Here is a 25,816-nt window from a genome sequence, read left to right on the forward strand (position 1 = left end):
ACCACAGCGCAGCACACGGCCGTCGTGGTAGCCCCGCAGGAATCCTGGTGGGACTGATGCGCGCCGCCAGAAATCGATTGACGCGAAGGCCGCCTGGACCTGCGACTCGCGTCGCCACACGGGGAGTATTCGAATGATCCCGGAGATCGGGCACTTCGCCCTCATCCTGGCCCTTTGTGTCTCCGTCGTCCAAGGCACACTCCCCCTCATCGGTGCTGCGAAGAACAGCCCGGCATTGATGAGCGTGGCGCGGCCGGCCGCGCAGGCCCAGTTTGCGTTCATTGGCATTGCTTTCGCCTGCCTCGTCTACGCCTTCGTCGGCAACGACTTCTCGGTCATCAATGTGGCGAGGAACTCGAACAGCAACTTGCCGCTGTTCTATCTGATTGCCGCGTCCTGGGGCAGTCATGAAGGATCGATGCTGCTTTGGGTGACGATGCTCGCGGCGTGGGGGCTCGCCGTCAGCATTTTCAGTGCGCGCCTGCCCGATGAGATGGTTGCCCGCGTGCTCGGCGTGATGGGCTGCATCGCAGTCGGCTTCCACCTTTTCCTGCTGCTGACCTCCAATCCATTCGAGCGTCTCCTCCCGGCAGCGCCGGACGGCCGCGATCTCAATCCTCTCCTCCAGGATCCCGGGATGGTCTTCCACCCGCCGTTGCTTTACATGGGCTACGTCGGTTTCTCGGTCGCCTTCGCGTTCGCTATCGCGGCACTGCTTGGCGGCCGCCTCGACGCGGTTTGGGCGCGATGGTCACGCCCATGGACGACGGCGGCCTGGTGCTCGCTGACGCTGGGAATTGCGCTGGGCAGCTGGTGGGCCTATTACGAGCTGGGCTGGGGCGGCTGGTGGTTCTGGGACCCGGTCGAGAATGCCTCTTTCATGCCCTGGCTGGTTGGCACCGCGCTCATGCACTCGTTGGCGGTCACGGAGAAGCGGGGCAGCTTCAAGAGCTGGACCGTGCTGCTGGCGATCGTCGCCTTCGCTCTCTCGTTGCTCGGGACGTTTCTCGTGCGCTCCGGGATCCTGACCTCCGTGCATGCGTTCGCCACCGATCCCAAGCGCGGCATCTTCATTCTCGCTTTTCTGGTCATCGTGATCGGGCTGTCACTCACCGTCTATGCCTGGCGCGCACCCAAGGTCGGAACGGGAGGCGCGTTCGCGCTGGTTTCGCGCGAATCGTTGCTCCTCGTTAACAACGTATTGCTCGTCGTTGCAAGCGCATCGGTCTTGCTCGGCACCCTCTATCCCTTGTTTCTCGACGCCCTCGGACTGGGCAAGATCTCGGTCGGCCCACCTTACTTCGACGCGATCTTCGCTCCATTGATGGTTCCGGTCGTCCTGCTCATGGCCATCGCGCCCTTCGTGCGGTGGAAGCAGGCTGCATTGGGCGATATCGCGAAGGCACTCGGCGCCGCGTTCGTCGTCGCCCTGATCGTTGCCGTGGCGCTTCCGTTCCTGATGGGACGATGGTCGACCTTGACCGCGGTCGGCATTTTGATCGCCGTATGGCTCGCCCTCTCTTCGATCGTCGGTCTCTGGGACCGGATAAAGGGAGCGCAGTCGAGCGGAGATCTGTGGTCAAGGATCAGGTCGCTCCCCCGCGCCTTCTACGGAATGCACCTGGCGCACTTTGGCATCGCGGTCTTCATCTTCGCTGTTGCAATGGTGAAAACCTACGAGGAGAGCAAGGACGTCAAGATGAAAGTGGGAACGACCGTCTCGGTCGGCGGCTATCGCTTCGAGTTCGCGCAGACTAGCGAAATCAGGGGCCCCAACTATCGTGCGGTCCGCGCGACGATCAACGTCGCGAGAGACGGCGAGCAGGTCGGGACGATGTTCCCGGAGAAGCGGACATATGACGTGCAGCGGATGCCGATGACCGAGGCGGCGATCGACTACGGGCTCACCCGCGATCTGTACGTCGCGCTAGGCGAGCCGCTGGACGAGAACACTTGGGTCGTTCGCGTCCATCACAAGCCCTTCGTCAACTGGATCTGGATCGGCTGCATCTTCATGGCACTGGGCGGCGCCCTGGCCGCATCCGACCGCCGTTATCGTGCCGGTGCACGACGCGCGAGTCCGCAAGAAACCGCGACGGCCGCTGCCGCCGCCTGAAACCCGATTCGAACTGAGGACCTACGCATGGCCCGTTACCTGTTGCCCCTCTCGATATTCATCGTCCTGGCCGGCTTCCTCGGCTACGGATTGAAGCTCAATCCGCGTGAAGTGCCGTCGCCGCTGATCGACAAACCGGCCCCCGCCTTTCGCGTTCCCCAGTTGCACGCCGCCGACAAGACGATCACCCCGGAAGACATGCGGGGCAAGGTCTGGCTGCTCAATGTCTGGGCCTCCTGGTGTGCCGCCTGCCGACAGGAGCATCCGCTGCTGGTCGAATTCGCGCGCCGCAACGTGGTTCCGATCGTCGGGCTGAGCTACAAGGATCGGCGGGAGGACGGTCTTGCCTGGCTGAAGGAACTGGGCGATCCCTACGTGCTGTCCGCATTCGACCTCGATGGTCGAGTCGGCATCGATTACGGCGTGTACGGCGTCCCCGAGACGTTCCTGATCGACAAGGCCGGCATCATCCGGCACAAGCACATCGGCCCGCTGACGCCGGAGGCGCTCGAAAGAACGCTCCTGCCCAAGATCAGGGAACTGTCGGGAGCGTGACCCATGGCTAGACGATGGCTCTTCGCCTTGTTGCTCGCTGCGTCCACAACCGTGTTGGGAGCGGAAGCGCTACCCGTATCGCCGGATCCGGAATTGGAACGGCGCGTCATGGCGATCGCCGAGGAACTGCGCTGTCTGGTTTGTCAAAACCAGACGATTGCCGACTCCCACGCTGAACTCGCCACCGACCTCAAGAACCAAGTCAGGCAGATGCTCAAGAGCGGCAAGACCGACCGGGAAATCAAGGAATTCATGGTGCAGCGCTACGGCGACTTCGTCCTCTATCGGCCTCCGATGAAGACGACCACCTGGATGCTCTGGGTCGGCCCCTTCCTCCTCCTCTTGGGCGGCTTGGGAATCCTCCTCTTCAAGCTGCGGCTGCGGACCAAACGCGTCGTCGACGAGCCGATGGTCACCGAACAGCACGCGCGAGCCCGCGTGCTGCTTGCACCGGCGACCAACAATCAATCCACCACGGAGTCCATATGATTGCCTTCTCCATCGTCGCCGCCCTGATGGTGATCGGGGCCCTTTTGTTCCTCGTGCCCCCATTGCTCGGCAAGCGCAAGAAGGCCGCCGACGTTTCGCACGGCGAGGCCAACCTGTCGATCTACCGGGATCAGCTCAAGGAACTGGACGGCGACTTGGCCAATGGAGTGATCGACCGACTGCAGCACGACTCGGCGAAACGCGAACTCGAGCGCCGCGTCATCGAAGAGGTCGAGTTGGCCGCCGATCGGGCAGCAGGGGGCTCCGGCGTGAAGTGGGGCTGGGCTGGCGTTTTGTCGTTCACCATGCCTGTGGCCGCGTTCGGGACGTACCTGGCTTTGGGCACACCTGCCGCACTCGACGCAAGCCGAACTGCGGACCGACAGATCCAGCGGGACGCGCATGAACTCTCGCCGCAGCGGCTCGCCGCGATGGTCACCCAGCTCGGGGAGCGCCTGCAGGCAATGCCCGAAGACGCGGAAGGCTGGCTGATGCTTGCCCGGACGACGGGCGCCATGGCGCGATACGAGGACTCTGCAGACGCCTACCGGCAGGTGGTGCGGCTCGTCCCCAACGACGCGCAACTGTTCGCCGATTTTGCCGACACGCTCGCCATGGCACAGGGCCGGTCGCTGGCTGGCGAGCCTGAGCGCCTCATCGAACGCGCGCTCGCGGTCGATCCGCGCAACGTCAAGGCGCTCGCGCTGGGCGGCACGGCTGCCTTCGGTCGTGGCGATTACGCGCAGGCGTCAACGCTGTGGAAACGTGTGCTTGAAATCGTTCCGCCAGATTCCGAGATGACTCAACGGATTCAGGCGAGCCTTGCGCAGGCAGCGGATAGGTCAAATGCCGGGCTCGACGGGGACAGCAAACGACCCGGGCGATCTGCTGGGGCGATGTAGTCTCGTCGGGACAGGTTCACTTTTGAAATTTCACCACGTATCGGTACAGCCGGCGACCAGTCTTTGAACGACCGTTCGTCGCGCAATAGCGACACCATTCCCCCGACATTTGACAGGCATGAACGCATGAAGCAGTCACTCTGCAACAACCAAAGCGCTGATTCGCGGACTTGGCAGATGCTGTTCGGCGCCTGGCTGGTGGCCACAGTGTCGACGCTCGGCGCCTTGTTTCTCGGCGAGGTGATGGGCTACACGCCGTGCGTGCTGTGCTGGTATCAGAGGATCGCGATGTTTCCGCTGGTCCCCGTGCTCGCTGTCGGGCTGCTGTCGTTCGATCCGCGCGCCGTGCGCTACGCGTTGCCCCTGGCCGTCGCCGGCCTGGGCTTCGCCGTATTCCACCTGATGCTGGTCGCGGGCTGGATTCCGGAGAGCATCAAGCCCTGCCAGCAAGGCGTGCCGTGTTCGGACGTCCAGGTGGTCTGGCTGGGGTTTGTCACGATTCCGCTCCTCTCGGTAGCGGCGTTCTCAACCATCGTCGGCTTGTTGCTGGCGATTCATTTCAAGAGTTCACGATGAACAAGAAATTGCTTCTTGCCGGCTCGGCGATCGTAATGTTGGTGGCCTTTGGTGCCGCTGTTATGGCCTTCAAGCATCAGAGCGCACAGGAAGTCGACCGTCTGGCCGAGGCGAACCGCGCCTCGCTCCTTCGGATGCACTCGCCGACGCTGGGCCGGCAAGACGCCCCCGTCGTCATTGTCGAGTTTCTCGATCCGGCGTGCGAGACTTGTCGGGCGTTCTATCCGCTGGTCAAACAGATCATGGCCGCGCACCCGGACAAGATACGATTAGTGCTGCGCTATGCGCCTTTCCATAATGGTTCCGACAAAGTCGTCGCCGTCCTCGAAGCGGCGAGGCGTCAAGGCAAATTGTGGCCGGCACTGGAGGCATTGCTTGCGTCCCAGGAGGAGTGGTCGCCCCATCACACGCCGCAAGTCGCGCTCGTGTGGAAGCACCTTGAAGGCTTGGGACTCAACGTGGAGCAGATGGCATTTGACATGACCGCGCCCGAGATCGCGCGGATCGTCGAGCAAGATCTCGCTGACGCGAAAACGCTGAACGTGACAAAGACGCCGGAGTTCTTCGTCAACGGGAGGCCGATGCCAAGCTTTGGTGCCGACCAGCTCAAGGCACTGGTCAACGACGCGCTGGCTGTTGCTGCCAAGTAGAGATTGTCGTTGCGGCCCTCACTGAGTTGGCGCGGGGATGTCAGTCCGCAGCAGATCGATGGTTCGTTGGAAGGCATTCCCGCCCCTCTGCCCCGAGGAAGTGGGGCAAGATCAGAGCGCCATGTTCTCGTCGTGTTCCCCAGCCTGTTAGCGTTTGTCCTCGGCGCGGTTACCGCCACGGCATTTGCTCCTTTTGCTGCCTTCCCGTTGTCCTGGCTGACGACGGGAGGGCTCTTCCTTCTGCTTGTTCGTGCCCCTGATGTTCGATCCGCGTCGGCGTCGGGCTTCGCCTACGGTCTTGGACTCTTTCTTTTCGGAGTCTCCTGGGTATTCATCAGCCTCAACGACTTTGGTGGATTGGCCGCCCCGAAGGCGGCAGTGGCGACGCTGCTCTTTTGCGCGTTTCTGGCCATGTTCCCGGCTCTTGCAAGCGCGATATTCGTCCGCCTGCGAAGCGGGCAACCGCTTGCGGACGTGCTTGCTTTCTCCGGCTGCTGGTCCTTGTCCGAGTGGTTCCGGGGATGGCTTTTTACCGGTTTCCCCTGGCTGACCATCGGGTATTCTCAGTCCCCGCCTTCTCCGCTCGCGGGGTATGCGCCGCTCGTCGGCGTCTACGGCGTGTCGTTCTTCACCGTCGTCGTCGGCGCGTGCCTTATGGCCGACCTTGTCGCCGCTCACCGTCTTGCGCACCGGCCGGCATGCCCTTCAAGATTTGGCCTGGCGTTTGCGATTCCACCGCTCGTGGCCGGGCTCGTCGTGCTCGGAGGAGGACTCCTCGCGCAACAAGTCCAATGGACGTCGGCCGTCGGTCCGCCAATTCGGGTTGCGCTCCTGCAGGGAAATATCTCGCAGGAGGTGAAATGGCAGCCCGCGCGTTTCTCCCAAACCCTGGCGACGTACTACGCGCTGACAAAGGACCATCCCGCGCGCTTGACGATCCTGCCGGAGACCGCCATCCCGGCGTTCCTGCATCAGGTCCCCGAGGACTACCTTGCGAACTTGACGCGCGTCGTGCAAGGGCGAAACGGCAATCTCTTGCTCGGTACCGTCATTGGCGATGACGAGAACTACTCGAACGCAGTCGTTTCACTCGGCACGCAACCGCCGCAGATCTACAGCAAACGCCATTTGGTTCCCTTCGGCGAGTTCGTGCCGTCCGGTTTCGGCTGGTTCGTGGCGGCCATGAGCATTCCGATGTCGAGTTTTTCACGGGGAGCAGAGGATCAGCCGCCGTTCGCCGTTTCTGGCCAGCAGGTGGCAGTCAACGTCTGCTATGAGGATCTCTTCGGCGAGGAGATCATTCGCTCCGTGCCAAGCGCATCCATCCTGGCCAACGTCTCGAACACTGCGTGGTTCGGACGCCGGTCGCTGGCTCAGCCACAGCACCTGCAGATTGCCCAGATGCGGGCGCTCGAAACCGGGCGGCCGATGCTTCGCGCCACCAACACCGGCATGACCGCCGTGGTTCTGCCCAACGGTCGGGTCGACAAGGCGCTTCCGCCGTTCACCTTGGGCGCGCTTGTTGCCGACGTGCAGGGCTACGCCGGACTTACCCCATATGTCCGCTTTGGTAACGTCCTTGCGCTGGCACTTGCACTCGTTGGCCTGCTGCCTTGCATAGTCGCGAGGGTGAAATACCGGTTGACAGCCCCCGCGAGAGGCCAGATTTGACGTGGATCGGGAGTCGATGGGCGCCTTAAGTCAGTTCCGGGGTTAACCATGAAATCGAAGCCGACTTGGAGCAGTTGCACGAATTCGGTGTGCAGACGGAGCGTGTTTCTGGGACCTCCTCACATCGTTCCTGACGCGCTTCGCTTGTCTCCTGGCTTATTCGGCAAGCCGAACAAGCCCACGCTTCTTTTGGATTGAAAACCAATTTAAGAAAACTGTGTTCGTGACCACCACTCCATGTGATTGCGTCGGCGGACTGGTTGATCAGTTTCACTGGAATCCGCATTCATAATGCTTCGTCATGAAGCAACTTCTCCTGCCCATAGCGCAAGCCTATAAGGCTGACCCCGAGTCTGTTTACAACACTTGGTTTGTTAGTAGTGAAGATCGCCTCAAAGCGTTTCGAAGCATCCGGCGCGGTGTTGGTACGGTTGTCGAAGACATCAAGCAGAAGCGTTTCCCCAACGACTTCAAAGGATCATCGCTGGAATTTGTGCTGAGCTGTATTGCTGAGCAAAAGCAGGTGTTTGAAGGGGCGGCCCATCCCTTCTATTGGAAGCCTAAGCTTCGCATCCCGGATATCTACGAGAACGATGAAAATAAGGGGGCGTTCGGGGAATTTCTCTTCGCCTGCCTGGAAACCGCCGACATCCGGATTCTGGAAAGGGAAGTTTTGAAGCTTGCCGGCCGCAGCATCAAGGGCCTGGGGCCAGCGGTCGCCAATATCCTCTACTTTCTTCATCCCACACTGTTTCCGCCATTTAATACGGCGATGCTCAACGGTTTCAATGCCCTCTTTCAGGCCAAGAAGAAGTTAGGGTCTTGGGACAGCTACCTGGAAATGCGCGAGACGATCATCGAAGCCAATTCGACGCTTGGAACACTTTCCAAGGATCTTGGCGCGTTCAGTGGCATGTTGTTTGAGATCGGGGTAGGACGCTTGGCCCCCGATTCTAATGGCCAGCAGACTTTGGCTGCGGAGCAGGAAAAACTGGAGAAAAGTCGCCGCAAACGGCACGCACAGGTTGAACAGGATGTTGTGGAGGAACGGCTGCACACCAAGGTTCAGCACCAACTTTCTGAACTAGGGCGTACCCTGGGATATGACGTCTTGGTCGCACGCAATGACCGTAGTGCGCAATACCAAGGCCGCCCGCTGGGATTCCACTGCCTAGAGCACCTTCCAGACTTGGGATTGTCTCCGGAGGTGCACGCTACGGCGGAACTGATCGATGTCCTTTGGCTGTACAAGGGGAAGGCGCAGATTGCCGCCGCCTTTGAGGTTGAAAAAAGTACCTCCATCTATTCCGGAATATTGCGCCTCACCGATATGGCCCTTTCCATTCCGGGAAAGGAGGAACATCTTTATCTAGTGGCGCCAGCGGCCCGCGAGCGGGAGATTGTTGATCAACTGAAACGCCCGATGTTCCAGCGACCTGATGAGTTTTCCTTGGGATACATCCTTTTTGAAGAGCTCGATCGGCATTTTGAGTCCCTCTGCAAACTTGGCGATAACCATCATATCCTAGACAAGTTGGCCTGCCGCTGTTGCGTTTGAGCCGTCCAGTGGGGAATCCGGATACGCCTGACCAAGTGCAGTCTAGCCCCCAACATTCCACATCGTGGTCATCGGGCATACGTGCCAGTAAGCGAACGATCTCTCGACATAACTGCCACATGACCCCTTCCGGCTTTGTAGCCACATCATCGAAGCAATAATACACTCATCACACATAAAGCAGCCGGAGCTAGTGAAGTAACGCAACCATAGTAGCCACATTGAAGCCTTTCACTCGGGGCGATATCGATTGAGCTATGGCAACCAAATGAAAAAGAGGCCACGCAATTGCGGGGCCTCTTTTCCATTGTTGTCCGGCCGACTTTATTTACTACCATCAGCTCATTTTTGCAGCAAAACGGCTATCTCCTTGTTTTTATTTAGTTTCAAGATTCTCCATTTCATTTCAAGAAACTATTGTCCGGAAACACCGAAAGCGTGAATTACCAGAGGGTTTCCCGCTCGGCGGAGGCGGTGATCTTGTGGATGGAAAGGTCGGCGCCGTTGTATTCATCCTCCTGGTCCAGGCGGATGCCCACCAGCTGCTTGATGACGCCATAGACCAGGCCGCCGCCCACCAGGGCGATGACGATGGCCAGGCCGGTCATGAGCAGCTGGGACAGGAAGGACACGCCACCGGCGCCGCCCAGGGCCTCCAGCCCGAAGATGCCGGCGGCGATACCGCCCCAGGCGCCGCACAGGCCGTGCAGGGGCCAGACGCCGAGCACGTCGTCGATCTTCCAGCGGTTCTGGGTCAGGGTGAACATGACCACGAAAAGGGCACCGGCAACGCCGCCGGTGACCAGGGCACCAAGGGGGTGCATCAGGTCGGAGCCGGCGCAGACGGCCACCAGGCCGGCCAGGGGGCCGTTATGCACGAAGCCCGGGTCGTTCTTGCCCAGCACCAGAGCCGCCAGGGTGCCGCCCACCATGGCCATGAGGGAGTTGAGGGCCACCAGGCCGGAAATCTTGTCCAGGCTCTGGGCGCTCATGACGTTGAAGCCGAACCAGCCGACGATGAGGATCCAGGCGCCCAGGGCCAGGAAGGGAATGGAGGACGGCGGATGGGCGCCGGCGATGCCGCCATCCTTGTGGTAGCGGCCGCGGCGGGCGCCGAGCAAGAGCACGGCGGGCAGGGCGATCCAGCCGCCCATGGCATGCACCACCACGGAGCCGGCGAAATCGTGGAACTCGGCGCCGAAGGTGGCCAGCAGCCATTCCTGGATGCCGAAGGCGTGGTTCCAGGCGATGCCCTCGAAGAAGGGATAGACGAAGCCCACCAGGCAGAAGGTGGCGGCCAGCTGGGGATTGAAGCGGGCCCGCTCGGCGATGCCGCCGGAGATGATGGCCGGGATGGCGGCGGCGAAAGTGAGCAGGAAGAAGAACTTGGTCAGGTCGTGGCCGCTGTTCTGCATCAGCGCCTGGGCGTCCTGGAAGAAATGCACGCCGTAGGCGATGCCGTAGCCGACGAAGAAGTAGGCCAGGGTGGACACGGCGAAGTCGGAAAGGATCTTCACCAGGGCATTGACCTGGTTCTTGCGGCGCACGGTGCCCAGTTCGAGGAAGGCAAAACCGGCGTGCATGGCGAGCACCATAATGGCGCCCAAGAGAACGAAAAGGGTGTCCGAGGCGGACTTGTAAGCTTCCATGGTGCCTCCAGCAAAAAGTTGGCACCACAAAAGCAAGCCCCGTTCCAGGGGCTTAGCACTGTTAAATCATTACCTTAGCCATAGGCGCCCGGCAGGTACGCACCGGCATTGTGCGTATTGCACCGGACATGCTGCCTATTGGTGCATTTTGCACCGTGCCGGGGCGCCCGCCGTCCGGCCCCCTAGCGAGGTCCCAGACCGGGTGGCAGCAGCACCCACATCTGCCCCGTCTGCTTCATCCGCCCGGCCAGGGCGCCGGCCTCGGCGCCGTAGCCCCAGAAGTAGTCGGCCCGCACCACGCCCTTGATGGCGCCGCCCGTGTCCTGGGCCAGCACCAGGCGGCGCAGGGGTTTGCTGCTGTTGGGATGGCTCGCCGCCAGGAACACCGGTGCCCCCAGGGGCGTGCTGCGGGGATCGATGGCGATGCTGCGCTCCGGCGTCAGGGGCACGCCCAGGGCGCCGATGGGGCCTTCGCTGGCGGGCAGGTCCAGCTCCCGGAAAAAGACGTAGCTGGGATTGGCGTTGAGCAGGTCGTTGACCTTGGCCGGATTGGCCCGGGCCCAGGCCTGGATGCCCTGCATGGAAGCCTGCTCCGGCTTCAGTTCGCCCCGCTCGATCAGCACCCGGCCGATGGACTGGTAGGGGTGGCCGTTCTGGTCGGCGTAACCGAGGCGGACGATGCTGCCGTCGGGCAGCCGGACCCGACCGGAGCCCTGGATCTGCAGGAAGAACAGCTCGATGGGGTCGTCCACCCACAGCAGGGTGCGGGCCTTGAGGCTGTCCTCCCTGGCCATCAGCTCGGCCCGGGACCAGTAGGGCACCACCTTGTTGCCCAGCAGGCGGCCCCGCAGGCGGTAGTTCTTGAGGTCCGGATACAACTCGGAGAGGTCGATGGTGAGCAGGTCGTCCGGCACCCCCAGCACGGCATAGCGGCCGGGACCGGTGGGCTTGCGGCTGCCTTTGAGCAGGGGCTCGTAATAGCCGGTGATCATGCCCTCGACGGTGCCTTCCGGATTGGTCAGCAGATAGGGCTGGAAGCGGGATTCGAAGAAGCGCCGCAGGCTGCCATTGTCCGGCTTGCTCCCCAGGGTCTGGGCCTCATCGCAGGCAGGACGCCACAGGGGCCATTCCTTCTTGCCCACCAGGCCCTTGCAGGATTGCAGGAAGGCCGGCCAAGCAGCGCCCAGGTCGTCCTCGCCCCAGCCGGGCAGGTCTTCCCAGCGGGCCGGCTGCAGGGGCTTGGCGGCGGGAGGCGGCGGCAACTGGGCGCCGGCGGGCGGACACACCGGGGCGACGCCGGGTGCCGGGCAGACGGGACAGGCCGGGCAGGCGCCGGCGGTGGTGGCCGCCGGCCGGGGCGCCGTGGCGCAGCCGGCCAGGAGGGCCAGGCTGGCGGCAAGCAGGAGCAGGCGGCGGGGCATTTGGCTTATGGGCATGATTGGGCTAAGGTCCGGACTTTTCCCCAGTATACCGGTAGCCCCATGCCCTCACCTGCCAAGACGCCCCGTACGGCAGCCGCCGTGGCCGATCCCCTGGAACGCCTGGTGCGCTTCCTCGACACGGCCGAAGCCCTGCTCGCCCGCCTCGAGCCCCTGCTGCCCGAAGCCCTGCCCCAGCCCGACTGGAAAGCCCCGGCCTACCGCTGGCGGCGCAAGAACGGCCGCGGCTTCCTGCAGGCCGTGGCCAAGCCCCACCCGATCCGTCTCAAGGACCTGCAGGACATCGACGACCAGAAGCAGCGCATCGTCGCCAACACCCGCCAGTTCCTCGCCGGCCGCCCGGCCAACAACGTACTGCTGACCGGCACCCGGGGCTGCGGCAAGTCCTCCCTGGTGAAGGCCCTGCTCAACGAATACCAGAGGAAGGGGCTGCGCCTGATCGAGGTGGACAAGTCGGACCTGGTGGACCTGCCGGACATCGTGGATATGGTGGCGGGCCGCCCCGAGCATTTCATTATCTTCAGCGACGACCTCTCCTTCGAGGCCGGCGAGGACGGCTACAAGGCCCTGAAGTCGGTGCTGGACGGCTCCGTCACCAGCGTCCCGGACAACGTGCTGATCTACGCCACCTCCAACCGCCGCCACCTGATGCCCGAGTACCACGCGGAGAACCTGGAGACGAGCAAGGTGGGCGACGAAATCCACCCGGGGGAGGCCATCGAGGAAAAGATCTCCCTCTCCGAACGCTTCGGCCTGTGGATTTCCTTCTACCCCTTCAGCCAGGACGACTACCTCAACATCACCGCCCACTGGCTGGCCCACTTCGGCTGCGCCGCGGCGGCGCGCGAGAGCTGGGAGCGGGATGCCCTCAACTGGGCCCTGCAGCGCGGCTCCCGCAGCGGCCGGGTGGCCTGGCAGTTCGCCCGGGACTACGCCGGCAGCCATGCGCCGAAGGGTGGCAAATGAGCAAGGTGGTGGAAGTATCGGCGGCCGTCATTGAAAGGGATGGCGGCCAGGAATTTCTCCTCGCCTGCCGCCCCGAGGGCAAGGTCTACGCCGGCTACTGGGAGTTTCCCGGCGGCAAGGTGGAAGCCGGCGAGAGCCACCGCCAGGCCCTGGACCGGGAACTGCAGGAGGAGCTGGGCATCACCGTCACCGCCGCCACGCCCTGGATTTCCCGCCGCTTCGTCTATCCCCACGCCACGGTGCGCCTCAAGTTCTTCCGCGTCACCGCCTGGGAGGGGGAGATCGCCCCGATCGAGCACTCCGCTTTTGCCTGGGCCAGGATCGGCATGGATGCTGGCGTTGAGCCCATCCTGCCGGCCAACGGCCCCATTCTGCGGGCCCTGGCCCTGCCCCCCCTGTACGCCTTGACCCAGGCCGAGGAGCGGGGAGTGGAGGCTGAAATGGCACGTCTGGAGCGGGCCCTGGCCGGGGGGCTGAAGCTGGTGCAGGTCCGGGACAAGCAGCTGCCCCCTGCCGTACGCGCCGATTTCGCCGCCCGGGTGGTGGCCCTGGCCCACACCCACGGCGCCCGGGTCCTGCTCAACGCGCCGGACGAGGCCAGCGATACCCTCGCCCGCCGCCTCGGCGCCGACGGCATCCACCTGCCCGCCGCCCGCCTGCAGACCCTCACGGCCCGCCCCGATTTCCCCCTGGTGGCCGCCTCCTGCCACTCACCCCAGGAACTGGCCCTGGCCGACCGTCTGGAACTGGATTTCAGCGTCCTCGGCCCGGTCCGGCCCACCCCCAGCCATCCGGAGCAGGTCGGGCTGGGCTGGGACATTTTCGGCGAGTGGGTGTTCGATTGCGCCCAGCCGGTCTACGCCCTGGGAGGCATGACCACGACCGAACTGGAAACGGCCCGCCGCCACGGCGCCCAGGGCATCGCCCTGATGCGCGGCTGGTAGGCCTCAGGCCTTGGGGAAGAGGCTGTCGGCAACGGCCCCGTCTTCCCCCGGGCCGGCCTCTTCCTGCACCGGCACCCGGTAGGACTCGGAAGCCCAGGCGCCCAGGTCGATCAGCTTGCAGCGCTTGGAGCAGAAGGGACGATAGGGATTGTCGGGGGACCAGAGGGAGTCGCCGCCGCACTGGGGGCAACGGACTTTACGGGGTGCGCTCATGGGCGATGGCAGCCAGGGACGGAATGGGCGAAAGGGAAAAGGTACGGCGGCGGCAGGAGCAATCCCGCAGCGCCACGGGCCGCATTAAAGCAGAATTTCCAGGCCGCCGCAGTCTTCCCAGGCGCAGACGTGGAAGCCCGAGTCCGGAACGGGAAAAGAACATTCAGCAGCGGGATGGAAGGCGAAGCGGCGCGAGCGGCCGCCCCAATGACGCTCAGAGGTTGCAGAAGGTCATGTCGAAGGCGACCTCGCGGTCGCAGGCCCGGGGCTTGAGGTCGCCGTCCGGGCAGGTGAAGCGGATGTTCAGGGCGTACTTGTTGGCGCTGATTTCGGGAATGGCGGGGTCGCCGTCCCGCAGGGTGACCCGCACCATCTGGGCATTGCTGCCGCCGAGCATGAGCTGGAAACCGCCGGAGGGCGCCACCTGGGCCTTGGGCCGGCCGGAAGAGCGCAGCAGGCGCAGCACGATGGTGAGGCCGTCGCGCAGGGGCAGCAGGGGCTTGAGCCAGCCCATGAGGGCGGCCCGGCGCTGCTCGGCCGGGTGGTGCTGCCAGAAATGGTAGGAGGGCAGGTCGAATTCGCAGACGCCGCCGGGAATGGCGGCCCGGCTCTTGATGCTCATCAGCCACTCGTTGTCGCGCAGGTGCTGACCGATCTTGCCGGTCATGGCCAGCAGGGCGGCGGAGGCCTGCTCGATCTCGTAGAGGGCGCCGGAAAGGGCCTCTTCGGAAATGTCGGGGTTGTTGCGGAAGGCCAGCAGGGTCTGGCGCTGACGCTCCAGTTCCTGGATCAGGTCCATTTTCAGGTCGGCCCGGGAAACTTCCAGGATTTCGAACAGGGTCAGCAGGACGACATGGTGTTCCAGGTGGCCTTCGGCCTGGAGATAGTAGGCGGCCTTGTCGAACAAATCCTCCAGCCGCAGCAGGGTGCGGATGCGCTCATTGAAGGGATATTCGTAGGTGATCACGCCAGGTTTCGCCAGGGTTTGCCAGTCAGGGTCCGGTAAGTGCGCTTACGGCGGGCATTATGTCGTCAAAGTGCGAGGATTCTGAACCATTCAGCCATAAACCTCAACACTAATAAGCCTTTGGGCATAAATTTGAATAATATGCATCAAGTTGGTGCATAAATTCCGGAAGCGGCCGCCAGATACTGGCGGTGCAGGCGCTCCACCTGGGGAACCAGGGCGGTCGCATCGCCGCCGTTGTCCACCACGTCGTCGGCCACCGCCAGGCGCTGCTGGCGGCTGGCCTGGGCCGCCAGGATGGCCTGCACTTCGGCCTCGCCCAGGCCGTTGCGGGCCATCACCCGGGCCACCTGGACCGCCTCGGGGCAATCCACCACCAGCACCCGCTGCACCCGTTCCCGGTAGCTGCCCGATTCCACCAGCAGGGGTACCGCCAGGATGACGTAGGGCGCCCGGGCCGCCTGGCAGCGGCGGTCGCTCTCGGCGCGGATCAGGGGATGGAGAATGGCTTCCAGGCGCTGGCGCGCCGTGGCGTCGGCAAAGACCTGGCGGCGCATGGCGGCCCGGTCCAGGGCGCCCCGGGCGTCCACCACCGCCGGCCCGAAGGCCTCGGCGATGGCCGCCATGGCGGCGCCATGGGGCCCGGTCAGTTCGTAGGCGATGGCATCCGTATCCACCAGGGCGGCGCCCCGGGCGACGAAAAGGTCGGCCACGGTGCTCTTGCCGCTGCCGATTCCGCCGGTCAGCCCGACGACGTAGGGCATTTCAGGGCTTCTTCGCCGCCTTGGCCTCGCAGGCGGAGGGCGTGGCGGTGATGGCGGTGCCCGAATCCTTGAGGCCCTGAATCTGGGTCGGATCGCCCCGGGCTTCCACATGCACGGCGGTGGTCTTGCCGCCCCGCAGCCCCACCTTGGCCGAACGCACGCCCTTGGCCTTGAGGCTGTCCAGCTGGTCCTTGGCGCCCTGCTCGCTGGAGAAGATGCCGAGGGAAATGGCGTACTGGTTGGCGCCGGCTTCGGTGACGATGAAGAACTCGGTGACCCCCAGCTTCTTCAGCTCGCCGGCCTTGCGCTCGGCGTCGGCCTTGCTCGCCAGGGACGGAATGAACACCCAGTGGCTGCCGCCTTCGGCGGAGACCACGCTGCGGGAGAGGGTCAGGCTCGGGTAGCGCTTCTTGGCCAGGGCCACCAGGGCGTCGGCCTCGGCCGCCGGCAGGTCGGGCCAGGCCAGGCAGGCCTGGGCCTTCTTCTCCTCGGCTTTCTTCTCCTCGGCTTTCTTGTCCTCGGCCTTTTTCTCTTCCGGCTTCTTTTCCTCCGGCTTTTTCTCGTCGCCCTTCTTTTCGTCCGCCTTCTTGTCGGTCGCCTGGGAGGCAGCAGGGACGGGCGTCTCCGCCACCCCCTGGCTGGCAGGAGCGTCCTCCTTGGCTACGGGGGCAGGGGCCTCGGCAGCCGGCTTCTCAGCTGCCTCCGCCGCCGGCTCGCCCTTGCTGACGATGACGATGCGCTCCGGCTGCAGCTGCTGGTGCAGCCGCTCCCCATCCGGGTTGTCGCCGCCGCCCAGGTAGCCCCGGGCAAAGACGAAGAACAGCAGATTGGCCAGAACCAGCAGGAAGACCAGGACGCGCATGACGGAAATCTCCGGAAAAGGCCGGCTGGCCTCAGCCCACCTTGGGCAGGTGTTCCAGGGAACGGGCAACCGCCTCGGCCGGGTAGTCGTAGTCCTCCAGCTTGCCGCTGAAGAAGCGCTCGTAGGAAGACATGTCGAAGTGGCCGTGGCCGGTGAGGTTGAACAGGATCACCTTGGGCTCGCCGGTCACCTTGGCCTTCAGGGCCTCGTCGATGGCGGCGCGGATGGCGTGGCAGGATTCGGGGGCGGGAATGATGCCCTCGGCCCGGGCGAACTGCACGCCGGCCTCGAAGGTGGCCAGCTGGGAGACGGCCACCGGCTCCACCAGGCCCTCATGCACCACCTGGGAAACCAGGGGCGAGGCACCGTGGTAGCGCAGGCCGCCGGCGTGGATGCCGGGGGGCATGAAGTCGTGACCCAGGGTGTACATCTTCATCAGGGGCGTGAAGCCGGAGGCGTCGCCGAAGTCGTAGGCGTAGGCGCCCTTGGTCAGGGTCGGGCAGGAGGTGGGTTCCACCGCCAGGCAGCGCAGGTTTTCCGCCCGCTTGTCGCCGGCGGCCTTGTCGGCCAGGAAGGGGAAGGCGATGCCGCCGAAGGAGGAGCCGCCGCCGCAGGGCCCGATGACCACATCCGGGTATTCGCCGATCTTGTCGAACTGCTTCTTCGCTTCCAGGCCGACGATGGTCTGGTGCAGCAGCACGTGGTTGAGCACGGAGCCCAGGGTGTAGTTGGTGTCGGGGCGGGAGGCGGCCTCTTCCACCGCTTCGGAGATGGCCAGGCCCAGGGAGCCCTGGTTGTCAGGATTCTCCGCCAGGGCGGCACGGCCGGTCTGGGTCAGCTCGGAGGGGCTGGCGAAGACTTCGGCACCCCAGGTCTGCATCATCAGGCGGCGGTAGGGCTTCTGGTCGTAGCTGACCTTGACCATGTACACCCGCACCGGCAAGCCGAACATCTGGCCGGCGAAGGAGATGGAGGAGCCCCACTGGCCGGCGCCGGTTTCAGTGGTCAGGCGCTTGATGCCGGCCTGCTTGTTGTAGAAGGCCTGGGGCACGGCGGAGTTGGGCTTGTGGGAGCCGGCCGGGGAGACGCCTTCGTACTTGTAGTAAATCTTGGCGGTGGTGCCCAGGACCTGCTCCAGGCGCACGGCCCGGACCAGGGGCGCGGGGCGCCACAGGCGGTAGATTTCGCGCACTTCCTGGGGAATGGGAATCCAGCGCTGGTCCGACATTTCCTGTTCGAGGATGGCGCCGGGGAAGATGACGCCCATCTGCTCCGGCGTCGCCGGTTGGCCGTCCGGACCCAGGGGCGGGGCCGGCGGGGTCTTCAGGTCGGCCACGATGTTGTACCAGTGGGTCGGAATCTCGTTCTGCTCGAGCAGGATGCGGGTGTTCTCCATGATCTCCCTTTTGTCTTTTAACGGTTCTGGCCGGCAGCAAGGCCGGCAGGCGAAGTATAACGCGGCCCCGCCCCGGCTTTCCGGCCGGGCGGGGCCGCCGCAGCGGCCATCAGGCGACGGCCGGCAGATCGGCGACCCGGGCCAGTCCTTCCAGCACCAGGTAATCCACCCGGCGCACCGGCAGGGCCGGGTCCAGGCATTCGTCCAGCTGGGCGGCGCCGCCGCCGGAAAGCAGGCAGGGGGAGCCGGGCGGCAGCTGCCGGTAGAGCCGCTCCACGGCGCCGGCCTGGGCATGCAGGCAGCCGCTGACGATGGCCGCATCGGTGCTGCGCGGCAGCTCGGCGAAATCCCCCTCGGCCAGGGGCAGCTGGGCCGTGTGGCGGTTGAGGGCGCCCCGCATCAGGTCGAAGCCGGGCAGGATGCAGCCGCCGGCGAAATAGCCGTGACCGGGTCGCTCCGGGTCTTCCAGCAGCACATCGATGGTCAGGGCGGTGCCCGCATTGACCACCAGGCAGGGCCGTCGCTCCTGGTTCCAGGCGCCCACCAGGGCGGCCCAGCGGTCCGCCCCCAGCTGGGCCGGGCGGGCGTAGCCGTTGCGCACCCCGGCAGCTTCCGGCGTCGCCAGGAAATTCTCCAGCCCGGGGGACAGGGGCACCAGGGCCTGGGCCACGGCTGCCGCCACTTCTGGTCCGGCCACGTTGCAAAAGAGGATGCGCTGCAGCCCCTGCCCCGCCGGCAGGGCCTGGCGCAGGGCGTGGGGCAGGTCGCCGATGCGCTCCCGTTCCAGGGCGCCCCGGGCACGCCAGGCGCCGGCCTGGCGCAGGCCCCACTTGAGACGGGTGTTGCCGGCATCGAGCAGCAGGATCATAGGGGCCTCAGGGAAAGGTCGCCGGCCAGGTGGCGCAACACGCCGTCCGGGCCTTCCAGCAGCAGGGCACCGTCGCCGTCGGCGCCGCGGCACAGGCCGGAGGCTACCACCTTGCCTTCCTCCAGCAAATGCACCGGACAGTCCTGCCAGGCATGGCGCCGCTGCCAGTCGTCGGCGAGGGCGGCAAAGCCGCCGCGGCTGAAGCGGTCCAGCACCGCCACCAGTTCCCGCAGCAGGGCGGCCAGCAGGTCGTGGCGCTCCGGCACCGCGCCCATCAGGGTCGCCAGACCGGCCGGGGCCAGCCCGCCGGGCGCACTCACCGCCGGTGCCCGCAAATTAATACCGATGCCGATGATGGCCTCGGTGCCGCTGCGGCTGGACGACAGTTCCACCAGGATGCCGGCCAGCTTGCCGAGGCCGCCCGGCACCGGGGCCAGCACGTCGTTGGGCCATTTCAGAACCACACCGGCGGCGCCGAGGGATTCGCAGGCCCGGGCGACGGCCACGCCAACGGCCAAGGACAGGCCGGCCACCTTGTCGAAACCGCCGGCAAAGCGCCACAGCAGGGAAAAGGTGAGACTGTCTTCGGGGCTGGAAACCCAGTCCCGCCCCCGCCGCCCACGGCCGGCGCTCTGCCGATCGGCCACCACCACGCTGCCGGCCGGTGCCCCCCGGGCGGCCCGGCGCGACAGTTCGGAACTGGTGGAATCGCAGCTTTCCAGGCTGTCCACATCCACCCGGCCGACGATGGCGCCGAGGCGGGAAACGAGGAGGGCCGGGTCGATCAGGGATGCAGCCATGACAGCGCCAGAAGGAATGAAGGCGCCATTATCGGGGATAAGGCCGGGAAGGAAAAACTTCTCTGGCCCCATGCTCTGGCCTCATAGGCAGCAGCCGCCGGGAATCGAATCCCCCGGCGGGGCCGAAGCCGCTTATTCCGCCGCCGGTTCCTCGGCCGCAGCGGCGGCCTTGCCGCCCTCCAGACCCAGCTCCTGGATCTTGCGGGTGATGGTGTTGCGGCCGATACCCAGGGCCTGGGCCGCCTCGATGCGGCGGCCGCCGGTGTGGGCCAGGGCACGGGAGATGAGGATGCGCTCGAAGGTGTCGGAGAGCTTGCCGTGGATGTCCGGCACGCCCCGGGCCAGGAGCCGGTCGGCCTCGGCCGCCAGGGCTTCCTCCCAGCCGCCGATGACGCCGGCGCCGCTGGCGGGGGAGGTTTCCCGCAGTTCCGGCGGTAGGTCCCCCACTTCCACCAGCTGGCCGGGAGCCATGACGGTGAGCCAATGGCAGAGGTTTTCCAGCTGCCGCACGTTGCCCTGGAAGTCGAGGGAAACGAGGAACTTCACCGCCCCGTCGGACAGGCGCTTGGGCTCCACCCCCAGCTCCTGGGCGCTCTTGGCGAGGAAGTGGCGGGCCAGCAGGGGAATGTCCTCACGCCGCTCGCGCAGGGCCGGCAGGCGGATACGGATGACGTTGAGGCGGTGGAACAGATCCTCCCGGAAGAGACCGTCCTTGACCCGGGTTTCCAGGTTCTGGTGGGTGGCGGCGATGACCCGCACATTGGCCTTCAGCGGCTGGTGGCCGCCGACCCGGTAGTAGTGTCCGTCGGAGAGCACCCGCAGCAGGCGGGTCTGCAGTTCCGAGGGCATGTCGCCGATTTCGTCGAGGAACAGGGTGCCGCCCTCGGCCTGCTCGAAGCGGCCCCGGCGCTGGGTGGCGGCGCCGGTGAAGGCGCCCCGCTCATGGCCGAACAGTTCGGATTCGAGCAGGTCCTTGGGAATGGCCGCGGTGTTGATGGCGATGAAGGGCTTGTCCGCCCGGGGGCTGTGGCGATGCAGGGCCCGAGCCACCAGCTCCTTGCCGGAACCGGATTCGCCGGTGATGAGCACGGTGGCGTGGCTCATGGCCAGACGGCCGATGGCGCGGAAAACTTCCTGCATGGCCGGGGCCTGGCCGAGAATCTCCGGACTGATGCTGGTTTCCTCAACCGCACCATCCTGGTGCATCGACTCATCCAGGGCCCGGCGGATCAGTTCCAGGGCCTGGTCCACGTCGAAGGGTTTGGGCAGGTATTCGAAGGCCCCGCCCTGGAAGGCGGCGACGGCGCTCTCCAGGTCCGAGTAGGCGGTCATGATGATGACCGGCAGGGAGGGGATGTGGGACTTCACGTGCTGCAGCAGCTCCAGGCCGGACTGGCCGGGCATGCGGATGTCCGAAAGCAGGACCTGGGGCACCTCTCCGGCGGCCAGGGCGGCCAGGGCATCCACGGCGGAGGCGAAGCTCTTGTGGGCGATCTGTTCCCGGGCCAGGGCCTTTTCCAGGACCCAGCGGATGGAGCGGTCATCGTCGACAATCCAGACGGGTTTCATTGTGATCCCTTATTCGTTTTGCGCTGTGGCGAAATGGTCCACTGCACCGAGCAATTACTTTGCCAGCTTGGCTGCCGGCCTCAGGCGTGTTCCAGGGGCAGGCGCACGATGAAGCAGGTGCGGCCCGGGCGGCTCTCGCATTCCACCGTGCCCTGGTGCTGCTGCACGAAGCTCTGGGCCAGGGTCAGGCCCAGGCCGGAACCACCGTCCCGGCCCGAGACCAGGGGGTAGAACATGCGCTCCCGGATGTCTTCGGGAATACCGGGGCCGTTGTCGACCACCTGCAGTTCCAGGGCCAGGCGGAAGCGCTTCTTGGCCAGGGTCACCTGGCGCACGGCCCGGGTGCGCAGGACGATCTCGCCCTTGCCTTCCATGGCCTGGGCGGCGTTGCGGGCGATGTTGAGGATGGCCTGGATCAGCTGCTCCCGGTCGCCGATGAGGTCCGGCAGGCTGGTGTCGTAGTCGCGGCGGATCTTCAGCTGGCCGGGGAATTCGGCCAGCAGCAGGCTGCGCACCCGCTCCAGGATTTCGTGGATGTTCACCGGCCCGGGCTGCATCGGCCGGTGGGGCGAAAGCAGGCGCTGCATCAGGTCCTGCAGGCGGTCCGCTTCCTTGATGATGACCTGGGTGTATTCCCGCAGGCTGGGGTTGTTCAGTTCGAATTCCAGCAACTGGGCGGCGCCCCGGATGCCGCCGAGGGGATTCTTGATCTCGTGGGCCAGGTTGCGGATCAGTTCCCGGCTGGCCTGTTGCTGCTGCAGCAGGCGCTCTTCCCGGGAGGCGCGGATCTGCTGGTCGATGGGGCGCAGCTCCAGCAGCAGGCGGGCCTCCGGGGCATCCACCGGCGTCACGGTGCAGTTGATCTGCAGCACCTCGTCGTCTTCGCGGCGAATCTCGATGTTGTGGCCGGTATAGCTCCAGTCGTTGTCCAGAGCGCTGTCCAGGGCCTTCTGCAGGCCGGCCGAGGCCTGGATGATGTCCAGCAGGGAGCGTCCCACCACCACCCGGCCGCTGGTGGCCAGCAGGTTCTCCGCCGCCGGGTTCATGTGGCGGATGACAAGGCCGTCACCCAGAAGGATGACGGCAGACGAAAGCAGGTCGAGGCCGCTGAAGGGGCCGGGATTCAGATTAGGCATGGCTGGTTGGATAGCAGGAAGCGTACCAGCCGCGGCGCTCAACGCAGATTGCCGATTTCCTTGCGGATGGCTTCGATGTTGCGCTCATGCAGTTGCACCTTGTCCTTGTAGGGCTGCACCCGCTCGGCCACCTTGGCGCCGTTGATGCCGCCGCCGACATTGCGGTCGGTCGGCTGGATGTTGGCCTCCTGATTGGCCAGCTCCTTCTTGGCGGCCTCCAGGTTCTTCTGCTCCGCCGCCAGTTCCTGTTCCAGGATGGTGCGGCGGTCGTTGTCGCGGCTGCGCTGGGTTTCGCTGCCCACCTTGGGAAAGTCCGAAGGGGAAGGCGTGCTGACCTTGGCCGGGGCCCGACTGCCGCCGCTGGGGGCCGAGTTGGCGGGATCGGTGATGATGCGCTTGCAGCCCTTGCCGGGGGCATTGGCATAGGTGATGTGACCAGCGTCGTCGGTACATTTGAAGATGTCGGCCCGGACCGGGCCGACAAACCCCAGGGCCAGCAGGCTGGCCAGCAGGGAGGCACGGGAAAGCTTGGTATTCATTGCCGCTCCTTGAGTTCGGGGCAAGTGTATTGGATCGATAGGGCTTTTACAAATGCCTTTGCCATTGCTCCGGGCAAGCCCGGACACGGCGTCGGAGGCCACGCTCGGCGGCCTCGGGAGCAAAAAAAAGGGACGGCCGCGGCCGTCCCCTTTCTCGGTACTGCAGCCGCTTAGCAGCTGTAGTACAGGTCGAATTCCACCGGGTGGGTGGTCATGCGCAGCTTGTTCACTTCTTCCATCTTCAGGTCGATGAAGGAATCGATCCAGTCGTTGGAGAAGACGCCGCCGCGGGTCAGGAACTCGCGGTCCTTGTCCAGGTTGGCCAGGGCTTCGTCCAGGCTGGCGCAAACGGTCGGGATCTTGGCATCTTCTTCGGGCGGCAGGTCGTACAGATTCTTGTCGGCAGCGTCGCCGGGGTGAATCTTGTTCTGGATGCCGTCCAGGCCAGCCATCAGCAGTGCAGCGAAGCACAGGTAGGGGTTGGCGATGGGATCGGGGAAGCGGGTTTCGATACGGCGGGCCTTGGTGGATTGCACGAAGGGCACGCGGATGGAAGCGGAACGGTTCTTGGCGGAGTAGGCCAGCTTCACCGGAGCTTCGTAGTGGGGCACCAGACGCTTGTAGGAATTGGTACCGGGGTTGGTGATGGCGTTCAGGGCCTTGGCGTGCTTGATGATACCGCCGATGTAGTACAGGGCGGTTTCGGACAGGCCGGCGTAGCCGTTGCCGGCGAACAGGTTCTGGCCATCCTTCCAGATGGACTGGTGCACGTGCATGCCGGAACCGTTGTCGCCAACGATGGGCTTGGGCATGAAGGTGGCGGTCTTGCCGTACTGGTGAGCCACGTTGTGCACGATGTACTTCAGAATCTGGGTCTGGTCGGCGCGACGCACCAGGGTGTTGAAGACGGTGCCGATTTCGTTCTGGCCGGCGGTGGCGACTTCGTGGTGGTGCACTTCGACGGGCACGCCGCAGGCTTCCAGCAGCAGGCACATCTGGGCGCGCATGTCGTTGAAGGAATCAACGGGGGGCACGGGGAAGTAGCCGCCCTTGACCATGGGACGGTGGCCGGCGTTGCCGCCATCGAACTTCTCGGCGGTGGACCAGGCAGCCTCTTCGGAGAAGATCTTCACGTAGGTGCCGGACATGTCGGTCTTCCACTCCACGGAGTCGAAGATGAAGAATTCGGGTTCCGGACCGAAGAAGGCGGTGTCGCCGATGCCGGAGGACTTCAGGTAGGCTTCAGCGCGCTTGGCGATGGAGCGGGGGTCGCGGTCGTAGCCCTTGCCGTCGGCCGGTTCCACCACGTCACAGGTCAGGATCAGGGTGGTTTCGTCGAAGAAGGGGTCGATGTAGGCGGTGTTGGGGTCCGGCATCAGCAGCATGTCGGAGGCCTGGATACCCTTCCAGCCAGCGATGGAGGAACCGTCGAAAGCGTGGCCGGATTCGAACTTGTCTTCGTCGAAGGCGCTTACGGGCACGCCCACGTGTTGCTCTTTACCGCGGGTGTCGGTGAAACGGAAATCGACGAACTTGACGTCGTTTTCCTTGACCATCTTCATGATGTCTTGGGGGGTAGCCATACGCTAAGTCTCCTAACTGAACAGGTACCGGCCGGACCGGCAAAATCAAATAATTCGGTGCGCGACTTTCATAGCAGGTTCCATGCCAGCACTTCGCGCCGAGTAGGCCATTGTGCCATAAGCAAACTTCCCGACCGGGACTTTTTTGACGCACGCAAACGGTGCATTTTACAGGCTAACGCACCATTCTGGTGCGTTAGTGTATATCGGCGCCCCAAAGCCGCTCGTCCCCCTCGCGGCAACTCCGGCGCCAGGAAACCTGGACGGCTCCGCCGGCAGCGGCATCTGACTTATACTTTTCCCATCAACCAGCAGAAGGACAAGCGCCATGGGCAAGATTTCCGACATTCTGACCCTGGCCCAGGAACGGGCCCGGCAACTGGGCCTGCCCTATGGCGGCGCCCTGACGCCCCGGGAGGCCTACGAACTGCTGCAGTCAGCGCCGGGAGCCAAGCTGGTGGATGTACGCACCCACGCCGAGTGGGACTGGGTCGGCCGCATTCCCGGTGCCGTGGAAATCGAATGGATGCAGTATCCCGGCAACCAGCCCAATCCCCACTTCGCCGCCCAACTGGTGCATCAGGTGGATAAGGAGGCCCTGGTGATGTTCATCTGCCGCAGCGGCGCCCGCTCCCACAAGGCCGCCGAAACGGCGGTGCAGGCCGGTTACACCGAGGTATACAACGTCCTCGAAGGCTTCGAGGGCGACAAGGACGCCAATGGCCAGCGCAACAAGGTGGGCGGCTGGCGCCATGCCGGCCTGCCCTGGCAGCAGGGCTGAGGATCAGCCGAGCAGGTCCTTCAGCCCGGTGTAGATGGACAGCACCGTGGTGCCGATGGCCACCAGGGAGCTGGAAACCTCGTTGATGCGGGATACCGCCTTCTGCAGCTTTTCCATGCTGGGCGGGCCGCTCACCAGGCGCCGCGCCAGGGCCATCTTCCAGCCCCCCTGCCCTGCCGCCGACTCCGCCGCCATGTCCGCCGGCAGCGCGGAGACACGGCGGGCCAGCAGGCGCCCCAGCAGCATGCCGGTGAGGTAGCTGAAGCCGATGCTGGCGGCGTACTCGGCGAATTCACGCCACTCCACCGGCCCCTGGGGCAGCCAGGGCACCCCATCCACGTAGGCCACCAGACCACTCATGCCGAGCACCGCCAGGGCCGCCATGGCAAAGGCGGCAGCGCCGGCATGCCAGAGGGACCGCGGCCCCCGTTGCAGCAACAGAAAACCGAAGGGCAGGGGAATGAGCAGGGAAACGATGCGCAGATATAGCGTGTCGAGATCGAAGGCCAGCACGATGAGGCCGTGGGCCAGCAGCAACAACAGCAGGGGCAGCCCCCAGTACAGCAGCCAGCTGCCCCGCCCGCAGCCGGAACCGCCGGTCGCCGCGCCGGGCATGGTCCCGGTCGGGCTGCCGGCTTCCAGCAGGCGAATCCGCTCCTGCAGGGCCGACAGTTCCGGTACCGCCTCGCGGCTCTCCTGCAACTTGGCCTCCAGGTCCGCAATGCGGGCCAGGAGCGGCTTGAACAGGTAGAGGTCGCGGCGGCAAACGGGACACACCAGGGCTTCCCGGGAAATGTCGGAGGTGCAGTAGGGGCACTTCATG

Annotated in this window: 25 protein-coding genes; 11 read left to right on the top strand and 14 right to left on the bottom strand. The window is 65.0% G+C overall.

From position 1 onward, the window contains the following. Window positions 1-133 precede the first annotated feature (133 nt). The 8 genes from ACLSSQ_RS16700 (at window position 134) to ACLSSQ_RS16735 (ending at window position 8,517) form a co-directional block, all read left to right on the top strand. Window positions 134-2,116, top strand: coding sequence for a heme lyase CcmF/NrfE family subunit (locus tag ACLSSQ_RS16700; protein WP_416243291.1), 1,983 nt, complete (start codon window positions 134-136; stop codon window positions 2,114-2,116). A gap of 27 nt (window positions 2,117-2,143) precedes the next feature. Beyond that, a complete protein-coding gene (locus tag ACLSSQ_RS16705; RefSeq protein ID WP_416243292.1) occupies window positions 2,144-2,671 on the top strand; it encodes a DsbE family thiol:disulfide interchange protein in 528 nt (175 codons plus the stop codon). Window positions 2,672-2,674: 3 nt separating this feature from the next. Beyond that, entirely contained in the window at window positions 2,675-3,160 is a 486-nt protein-coding gene (locus ACLSSQ_RS16710) for a cytochrome c-type biogenesis protein CcmH (protein WP_416243293.1), read from the top strand. Next, complete coding sequence (gene ccmI / locus ACLSSQ_RS16715; RefSeq protein WP_416243294.1) at window positions 3,157-4,062, top strand: c-type cytochrome biogenesis protein CcmI; 906 nt, start codon at window positions 3,157-3,159, stop codon at window positions 4,060-4,062. Before ACLSSQ_RS16710 ends, ccmI begins: the two co-directional genes overlap by 4 nt. 126 nt (window positions 4,063-4,188) lie before the next feature. Continuing rightward, the gene (locus ACLSSQ_RS16720) at window positions 4,189-4,638 is read left to right on the top strand and encodes a disulfide bond formation protein B (protein ID WP_416243295.1); all 450 of its coding nucleotides are present in this window, start codon (window positions 4,189-4,191) and stop codon (window positions 4,636-4,638) included. After that, window positions 4,635-5,288 (top strand): DsbA family protein, encoded by a 654-nt coding sequence (locus ACLSSQ_RS16725; protein ID WP_416243296.1) that lies wholly within the window; start codon window positions 4,635-4,637, stop codon window positions 5,286-5,288. The genes ACLSSQ_RS16720 and ACLSSQ_RS16725 overlap by 4 nt, the downstream gene beginning before the upstream one ends. A 132-nt stretch (window positions 5,289-5,420) precedes the next feature. Beyond that, complete coding sequence (gene lnt, locus ACLSSQ_RS16730) at window positions 5,421-6,959, top strand: apolipoprotein N-acyltransferase (RefSeq protein ID WP_416243297.1); 1,539 nt, start codon at window positions 5,421-5,423, stop codon at window positions 6,957-6,959. 301 nt (window positions 6,960-7,260) lie between these two features. Further along, window positions 7,261-8,517 carry a hypothetical protein gene (locus tag ACLSSQ_RS16735; RefSeq protein ID WP_014236166.1) on the top strand — a complete coding sequence of 419 codons (1,257 nt, stop codon included), beginning with the start codon at window positions 7,261-7,263 and terminating at the stop codon, window positions 8,515-8,517. 443 nt (window positions 8,518-8,960) lie between these two features. On the opposite strand, the gene ACLSSQ_RS16740 is transcribed toward ACLSSQ_RS16735, so the two are convergent. Further along, a complete protein-coding gene (locus tag ACLSSQ_RS16740; RefSeq protein ID WP_130459462.1) occupies window positions 8,961-10,166 on the bottom strand; it encodes an ammonium transporter in 1,206 nt (401 codons plus the stop codon). A gap of 182 nt (window positions 10,167-10,348) precedes the next feature. Beyond that, complete coding sequence (locus ACLSSQ_RS16745; protein ID WP_416243298.1) at window positions 10,349-11,602, bottom strand: murein transglycosylase A; 1,254 nt, start codon at window positions 11,600-11,602, stop codon at window positions 10,349-10,351. Between the two features lie 45 nt (window positions 11,603-11,647). Here ACLSSQ_RS16745 and ACLSSQ_RS16750 point away from each other — a divergent pair, with 45 nt between their 5' ends. Both ACLSSQ_RS16750 and ACLSSQ_RS16755 read left to right on the top strand, forming a co-directional pair. Continuing rightward, a complete protein-coding gene (locus ACLSSQ_RS16750; protein ID WP_232058785.1) occupies window positions 11,648-12,571 on the top strand; it encodes an ATP-binding protein in 924 nt (307 codons plus the stop codon). Next, entirely contained in the window at window positions 12,568-13,515 is a 948-nt protein-coding gene (locus ACLSSQ_RS16755; protein WP_416243299.1) for a Nudix family hydrolase, read from the top strand. Before ACLSSQ_RS16750 ends, ACLSSQ_RS16755 begins: the two co-directional genes overlap by 4 nt. 3 nt (window positions 13,516-13,518) lie before the next feature. Here the strand turns inward: ACLSSQ_RS16755 and ACLSSQ_RS16760 are convergent, their stop codons facing one another. The 11 genes from ACLSSQ_RS16760 to glnA all read right to left on the bottom strand — a co-directional run bounded on the left by ACLSSQ_RS16760 (window position 13,519) and on the right by glnA (window position 24,212). Further along, window positions 13,519-13,728 carry a DNA gyrase inhibitor YacG gene (locus ACLSSQ_RS16760; protein WP_416243300.1) on the bottom strand — a complete coding sequence of 70 codons (210 nt, stop codon included), beginning with the start codon at window positions 13,726-13,728 and terminating at the stop codon, window positions 13,519-13,521. A gap of 214 nt (window positions 13,729-13,942) precedes the next feature. Then, window positions 13,943-14,695 carry a cell division protein ZapD gene (gene zapD, locus ACLSSQ_RS16765; RefSeq protein ID WP_014236160.1) on the bottom strand — a complete coding sequence of 251 codons (753 nt, stop codon included), beginning with the start codon at window positions 14,693-14,695 and terminating at the stop codon, window positions 13,943-13,945. Window positions 14,696-14,841: 146 nt separating this feature from the next. Beyond that, window positions 14,842-15,459, bottom strand: coding sequence for a dephospho-CoA kinase (gene coaE / locus ACLSSQ_RS16770; protein WP_416243301.1), 618 nt, complete (start codon window positions 15,457-15,459; stop codon window positions 14,842-14,844). Window position 15,460: 1 nt separating this feature from the next. After that, entirely contained in the window at window positions 15,461-16,321 is an 861-nt protein-coding gene (locus tag ACLSSQ_RS16775) for an SPOR domain-containing protein (RefSeq protein ID WP_416243302.1), read from the bottom strand. Between the two features lie 31 nt (window positions 16,322-16,352). Beyond that, the gene (locus tag ACLSSQ_RS16780) at window positions 16,353-17,717 is read right to left on the bottom strand and encodes a TrpB-like pyridoxal phosphate-dependent enzyme (protein ID WP_416243303.1); all 1,365 of its coding nucleotides are present in this window, start codon (window positions 17,715-17,717) and stop codon (window positions 16,353-16,355) included. Window positions 17,718-17,826: 109 nt separating this feature from the next. Further along, on the bottom strand, window positions 17,827-18,585 hold the full coding sequence (locus tag ACLSSQ_RS16785; protein WP_130459469.1) for a type III pantothenate kinase: 759 nt from the start codon (window positions 18,583-18,585) through the stop codon (window positions 17,827-17,829). After that, on the bottom strand, window positions 18,582-19,385 hold the full coding sequence (locus ACLSSQ_RS16790; protein ID WP_416243304.1) for a biotin--[acetyl-CoA-carboxylase] ligase: 804 nt from the start codon (window positions 19,383-19,385) through the stop codon (window positions 18,582-18,584). The genes ACLSSQ_RS16785 and ACLSSQ_RS16790 overlap by 4 nt, the downstream gene beginning before the upstream one ends. Window positions 19,386-19,517: 132 nt before the next feature. Then, a complete protein-coding gene (gene ntrC, locus ACLSSQ_RS16795; RefSeq protein WP_416243305.1) occupies window positions 19,518-20,954 on the bottom strand; it encodes a nitrogen regulation protein NR(I) in 1,437 nt (478 codons plus the stop codon). 80 nt (window positions 20,955-21,034) lie between these two features. Further along, the gene (gene glnL, locus ACLSSQ_RS16800; protein ID WP_416243306.1) at window positions 21,035-22,090 is read right to left on the bottom strand and encodes a nitrogen regulation protein NR(II); all 1,056 of its coding nucleotides are present in this window, start codon (window positions 22,088-22,090) and stop codon (window positions 21,035-21,037) included. 38 nt (window positions 22,091-22,128) lie between these two features. After that, window positions 22,129-22,629: a DUF4124 domain-containing protein gene (locus tag ACLSSQ_RS16805; RefSeq protein ID WP_152090033.1), complete on the bottom strand. Its 501-nt coding sequence runs from the start codon at window positions 22,627-22,629 to the stop codon at window positions 22,129-22,131. 170 nt (window positions 22,630-22,799) lie between these two features. Beyond that, on the bottom strand, window positions 22,800-24,212 hold the full coding sequence (gene glnA, locus ACLSSQ_RS16810) for a glutamate--ammonia ligase (RefSeq protein WP_014236151.1): 1,413 nt from the start codon (window positions 24,210-24,212) through the stop codon (window positions 22,800-22,802). Window positions 24,213-24,540: 328 nt separating this feature from the next. On the opposite strand from glnA, the gene ACLSSQ_RS16815 reads away from it, so the two are divergent. Continuing rightward, window positions 24,541-24,993 carry a rhodanese-like domain-containing protein gene (locus ACLSSQ_RS16815; RefSeq protein ID WP_014236150.1) on the top strand — a complete coding sequence of 151 codons (453 nt, stop codon included), beginning with the start codon at window positions 24,541-24,543 and terminating at the stop codon, window positions 24,991-24,993. 3 nt (window positions 24,994-24,996) lie between these two features. Here ACLSSQ_RS16815 and ACLSSQ_RS16820 read toward each other — a convergent pair whose 3' ends face one another. Then, a complete protein-coding gene (locus tag ACLSSQ_RS16820) occupies window positions 24,997-25,815 on the bottom strand; it encodes a hypothetical protein (protein ID WP_416243307.1) in 819 nt (272 codons plus the stop codon). Window position 25,816 lies beyond the last annotated feature (1 nt).

This window comes from Azospira sp. APE16, assembly GCF_047901315.1.
GTDB classification, from domain to species: Bacteria; Pseudomonadota; Gammaproteobacteria; order Burkholderiales; family Rhodocyclaceae; genus Azospira; species Azospira oryzae.

Coding starts and splice junctions, on each gene's coding strand:
- ACLSSQ_RS16700 (WP_416243291.1), top strand. CDS start 134: ATGATCCCGGAGATCGGGCACTTCGCCCTCATCCTGGCCCTTTGTGTC.
- ACLSSQ_RS16705 (WP_416243292.1), top strand. CDS start 2,144: ATGGCCCGTTACCTGTTGCCCCTCTCGATATTCATCGTCCTGGCCGGC.
- ACLSSQ_RS16710 (WP_416243293.1), top strand. CDS start 2,675: ATGGCTAGACGATGGCTCTTCGCCTTGTTGCTCGCTGCGTCCACAACC.
- ccmI (WP_416243294.1), top strand. CDS start 3,157: ATGATTGCCTTCTCCATCGTCGCCGCCCTGATGGTGATCGGGGCCCTT.
- ACLSSQ_RS16720 (WP_416243295.1), top strand. CDS start 4,189: ATGAAGCAGTCACTCTGCAACAACCAAAGCGCTGATTCGCGGACTTGG.
- ACLSSQ_RS16725 (WP_416243296.1), top strand. CDS start 4,635: ATGAACAAGAAATTGCTTCTTGCCGGCTCGGCGATCGTAATGTTGGTG.
- ACLSSQ_RS16735 (WP_014236166.1), top strand. CDS start 7,261: ATGAAGCAACTTCTCCTGCCCATAGCGCAAGCCTATAAGGCTGACCCC.
- ACLSSQ_RS16740 (WP_130459462.1), bottom strand. CDS start 10,166: ATGGAAGCTTACAAGTCCGCCTCGGACACCCTTTTCGTTCTCTTGGGC.
- ACLSSQ_RS16745 (WP_416243298.1), bottom strand. CDS start 11,602: ATGCCCATAAGCCAAATGCCCCGCCGCCTGCTCCTGCTTGCCGCCAGC.
- ACLSSQ_RS16750 (WP_232058785.1), top strand. CDS start 11,648: ATGCCCTCACCTGCCAAGACGCCCCGTACGGCAGCCGCCGTGGCCGAT.
- ACLSSQ_RS16755 (WP_416243299.1), top strand. CDS start 12,568: ATGAGCAAGGTGGTGGAAGTATCGGCGGCCGTCATTGAAAGGGATGGC.
- ACLSSQ_RS16760 (WP_416243300.1), bottom strand. CDS start 13,728: ATGAGCGCACCCCGTAAAGTCCGTTGCCCCCAGTGCGGCGGCGACTCC.
- coaE (WP_416243301.1), bottom strand. CDS start 15,459: ATGCCCTACGTCGTCGGGCTGACCGGCGGAATCGGCAGCGGCAAGAGC.
- ACLSSQ_RS16775 (WP_416243302.1), bottom strand. CDS start 16,321: ATGCGCGTCCTGGTCTTCCTGCTGGTTCTGGCCAATCTGCTGTTCTTC.
- ACLSSQ_RS16780 (WP_416243303.1), bottom strand. CDS start 17,717: ATGGAGAACACCCGCATCCTGCTCGAGCAGAACGAGATTCCGACCCAC.
- ACLSSQ_RS16785 (WP_130459469.1), bottom strand. CDS start 18,585: ATGATCCTGCTGCTCGATGCCGGCAACACCCGTCTCAAGTGGGGCCTG.
- ACLSSQ_RS16790 (WP_416243304.1), bottom strand. CDS start 19,385: ATGGCTGCATCCCTGATCGACCCGGCCCTCCTCGTTTCCCGCCTCGGC.
- ntrC (WP_416243305.1), bottom strand. CDS start 20,954: ATGAAACCCGTCTGGATTGTCGACGATGACCGCTCCATCCGCTGGGTC.
- glnL (WP_416243306.1), bottom strand. CDS start 22,090: ATGCCTAATCTGAATCCCGGCCCCTTCAGCGGCCTCGACCTGCTTTCG.
- ACLSSQ_RS16805 (WP_152090033.1), bottom strand. CDS start 22,629: ATGAATACCAAGCTTTCCCGTGCCTCCCTGCTGGCCAGCCTGCTGGCC.
- glnA (WP_014236151.1), bottom strand. CDS start 24,212: ATGGCTACCCCCCAAGACATCATGAAGATGGTCAAGGAAAACGACGTC.
- ACLSSQ_RS16815 (WP_014236150.1), top strand. CDS start 24,541: ATGGGCAAGATTTCCGACATTCTGACCCTGGCCCAGGAACGGGCCCGG.
- ACLSSQ_RS16820 (WP_416243307.1), bottom strand. CDS start 25,815: ATGAAGTGCCCCTACTGCACCTCCGACATTTCCCGGGAAGCCCTGGTG.